This is a genomic window from [Clostridium] ultunense DSM 10521, assembly GCF_000511955.1.
GTDB classification, from domain to species: Bacteria; Bacillota; Clostridia; order Tissierellales; family Tepidimicrobiaceae; genus Schnuerera; species Schnuerera ultunensis.
In genome coordinates, this window is the sequence record NZ_AZSU01000012.1 from 9473 (window position 1) to 12400 (window position 2928).

The window sequence follows — 2928 nt, forward strand, 5'->3', positions numbered from 1 at the left end:
TCAAATAATTGGGAAGGCATTAAAAATTTATTTGGAGAAAAGAAATATAGATGCAGTGCAGAGGGGCATATAAGTCATATATTGTCATCTAGATTAAGTTCAAGACCTATGGGATGGAGTGTAATTGGAGCAGATGAAATGGCACGAATGAGGGTATACAAAGCTAATGGCGGAAGTATAAAGGAATATTATAGGAATACCAGATCTGAAAGAAAAAGAGAAAAAAGAATTTTAGAATTAGATGAAAAAATGATAAATAACGTAAAAAGGACATATAACAATATGGATCCAGATATAATGATAGATATGCCATATATATCAAGAACAGATGGCAGGTGGCTTAAAGGTATGCTTAAAGCCTCATATTTTTAATAACTAACATACTTTAAAATAATATATAAATTTGCCTATCCATTTAGGTTTATTAAGCTTATTTAAAATATAAATTATAGATCGTTACATTGTATAAATACAGGATTAGTATTCTAATATTATTTACAAAATTATTTTTTAATTGTTTTCCAACAATTACTTGACACTATCTATTTTTAAAAAATCCTTGACAAACAATTGAATACTTCATATAATATATCTTAAATATATATTTAGGCTGTGAAGAGGACTAGTAGATTGAAAGATTCTTAAAGGAAGGAAGATTCACCGACTGAAAGATCTTCTAAGATTATTTCATTTGAACCCACCCTCTAAGCTGCAAGCGATAAAGTTTGTCCGTTGGCCAACGTTACAGGCTTTGAGAGGATTAAGTAAATTTTCTTTGCTTAATCAATTTGGGTGGTACCGCGAATTACCTTCGTCCCAGTATGGGATGAGGGTTTTTTTTATTCTCTAAGAAAGGAGTTTTAAAATTGATTTTAAATAAACTTAATATAAATAAGAATGTATTGCTAAAGAAGGCAATATTGGATAAACATGTGCCAGATGACTTCTATTCAACAACTAACCACGCCACTTTCGTTTACCATAATAACCAGTGGATAAAAGTTAAAAACCAAAGGATGGATGCTCTAATAGTAATTAATGAACATGGAGCAATATGTAAAAAATTAAGAGAAATAGAACATGGCGATATGGTAGTATGTGGTGATACTGGCGTAAAGATAATTAATGAAAATAATGATGATAAAGTAGATAACTCATTTAATTTCATGAACAATTATGTTTCATCAGAAAGAAGAAATGATATGCTTATAAAAGATTTAGCATATGAATTATTCTATAATAATAAAAAGTTGACCTTAGTAGCAGGACCTGTAGTAGTTCACACTGGCGGTGATTATTACCTTTCAGAATTGATCCGCCAAAATTATGTATCTAGTTTGTTGACAGGAAATGCTCTTGCAGTTCACGATATAGAAAAAAACCTTTATGGTACTTCATTAGGAGTCTGTGCTAAATCTGGAAGGGTAACTCACAATGGTTATAGAAACCATATGCGAGCTATAAACCATGTCATGAAATACGGCTCCATCAAAAGGACTGTTGAAGCTAAAGCTTTACATTCAGGTATTATGTATGAGTGTGTGAAAAATGATATTCCCTTTGTTCTAGCAGGAAGTCTAAGGGATGATGGTCCATTGCCAGATACAGTTACCGATATTATAAAAGCACAGGATGCTTATAGCCAACATTTACAAAAAGCAGAAATAGTGCTGGTTCTCGGTACTATGCTTCATGGTATTGCTAGTGGCAATATGCTTCCTGCAAAGATTAAGATGATATGTGTAGATATTAATTCCGCTGTGGTAACAAAACTAAGCGATAGAGGAAGTAGCCAAGCTATAGGCATAGTAACTGATGTAGGATTATTTTTAAATCTATTGGTAACTGAAATAGATAAACTAAAAAATAAGTTAGGAACTAGGTTGGCAACCTAGTTCCTGTTTGTTTGATGCCTAACAAAAGGCTCCTTTCAGATATACTAACTAGACTGTAATTAATTTTGTGCTTTAAGTAAGTTTCAATCAGGTAGTGTGAAATAATTTGTGTTTCGTCATTCCAGATTAAGGAATTTTGACAAATTTTAAAATCTATTTTAAGATTAAAATCTTAATTTATTAGGTTCAATAAGAAAGTTAATTAAGCTTACTAAGTTTAGTATATTTTTACACAATAAAACTAAGCTGTCAAGCTTTACAGCTTCTTTATTGAGGGAGATAAAAAGATAGTAGTAGCAAATGTGGGGTTGTGGGTAATTGCAAAGCAATTATCCATCAAATCCACATTTTATTTTTGCTATTTACTCAAAATATCTTCAAAGAAAATATTTAACTGAGCAAGTATTTGATCCCAACCTCTCATTCTTGATGTCCACTTGGATGTAGCATTTACCATTGCTGAATAGAGATTCTTTTCTAAAGAAAAATCTGTTGGAAATATTGTCTTATTTTTTGTTACTTTTCTTAATTGTCTATTAAAATTTTCTATAGTATTTGTTGTGTACATTAACTTTCTAATTTCTGGTGGATATTTGAAAAATGTTGATAATTCAGCCCAATTATTACGCCAACTTGATACACAACTAGGATACTTTTTACCCCATTTATCTTCAAAATAGTCTAACTGAATTAATGCTGTGTTTTCAGTATTTGCTTTATATACTGTTTTTAAATCTTTCATTAATTCACGTATATCCTTGTAATTTACATATCTAGTGGAGTTTCTAATTTGGTGAATAATGCACTTTTGAATCTCTGCTTTTGGATATACTGCTGTTATTGCTTGGCTAAAACCAGGTAAATTGTCTGTTGCAAAAATCAATACATCTTCTAAGCCTCTATTTTTTAGATCGTTTAATACCATAAGCCAATATTTTGAGCTTTCATTTTCACCTACATACATACCTAACACTTCTTTTAATCCATCCATTGTATATGCTAAAACAATGTATACAGCCTTTTTTACTACTAG

3 protein-coding genes and 1 other annotated feature are annotated in these 2928 nt (G+C 30.7%); of the genes, 2 read left to right on the forward strand and 1 reads right to left on the reverse strand.

Annotated features, from left to right (window positions below; translation table 11 throughout):
* Together CUL_RS20280 and CUL_RS0116315 are read left to right on the forward strand one after the other, a co-directional pair.
* A partial coding sequence (locus CUL_RS20280; RefSeq protein WP_025642801.1) for a UPF0236 family transposase-like protein occupies positions 1-372 on the forward strand: 372 nt, incomplete at its 5' end.
* Between the two features lie 231 nt (positions 373-603).
* Positions 604-822, forward strand: a binding site (T-box leader).
* A gap of 44 nt (positions 823-866) precedes the next feature.
* Complete coding sequence (locus CUL_RS0116315; RefSeq protein WP_025642803.1) at positions 867-1895, forward strand: ornithine cyclodeaminase, nickel-pincer nucleotide-dependent; 1029 nt, start codon at positions 867-869, stop codon at positions 1893-1895.
* Between the two features lie 358 nt (positions 1896-2253).
* Here CUL_RS0116315 and CUL_RS0116320 read toward each other — a convergent pair.
* Positions 2254-2928, reverse strand: a 675-nt coding sequence (locus CUL_RS0116320) for an IS256 family transposase (RefSeq protein WP_025642805.1), incomplete at its 5' end; no start/stop codon positions are given.